This window comes from Carboxylicivirga longa (assembly GCF_050589825.1).
Taxonomy (GTDB): Bacteria; Bacteroidota; Bacteroidia; order Bacteroidales; family Marinilabiliaceae; genus Carboxylicivirga; species Carboxylicivirga longa.
On sequence record NZ_JBNGOZ010000073.1, the window covers coordinates 1 to 712 of the forward strand.

The window sequence follows — 712 nt, forward strand, 5'->3', positions numbered from 1 at the left end:
CCCCTGGCATGAGCTGCCACACGCTGACCATCAACATAAATAAAGACGGTTGAGCGTGTGTAAACAACTTTGGCTTGCTTGCCAATATGGATATAAGGAACACTGTAATAATGGCTGTCTTTAAACAAGCAAATATGGTTGTTGGGAGCCACTTTGTACTCCTTGTAATATTTCATCTCATAGGTGGTCTCCGGCAATGGTTGGAGCAGGTGTTTTTCATCGGCCAGGAACTTTTCTTCACGGCAATAGTTTTTTCGCTGCATACGTGTTTGGTTGTGTGCCAATACCTTCTCACCGATGGCTTTATTTAGCTCATGAAGGCTTAGGAAATGGCGATTGCGCAGCTTGGCATATACACGGCTATAAATGAGTTTTACCTGATTCTCGACCAAAGCTTTATCCTTTGGTTTGCGAACGCGAGCAGGTACGACCGTTGTACCGTAATGATTGGCTAAATCGTCCAAGGCTGTATTAATGCCTGGTTCGTAACGGTCAGACTTAACCACAGCAGCTTTCAGGTTATCGGGTACCAAGGCTTGAGGAACGCCTCCAAGGTGATGTAAGCAACAGGTTAATGCATGGATAAAGTCGGCGATACCCTGGCTACGAACCGCCATGGCAAAGCAATAATCAGAATAAGGCAGACATGCCACGAATACTTGGCATTTAATGACTTCGCCTGTTGATGGGTCGATGTATGAAAGCGTCTTGC

1 protein-coding gene is annotated in these 712 nt (G+C 45.6%); it reads right to left on the reverse strand.

Annotated features, from left to right (window positions below; genetic code table 11):
* Nucleotides 1–712 (reverse strand): IS21 family transposase (gene istA / locus ACRD7A_RS19100; RefSeq protein ID WP_430817967.1); only part of this gene is annotated, 712 nt, incomplete at both ends.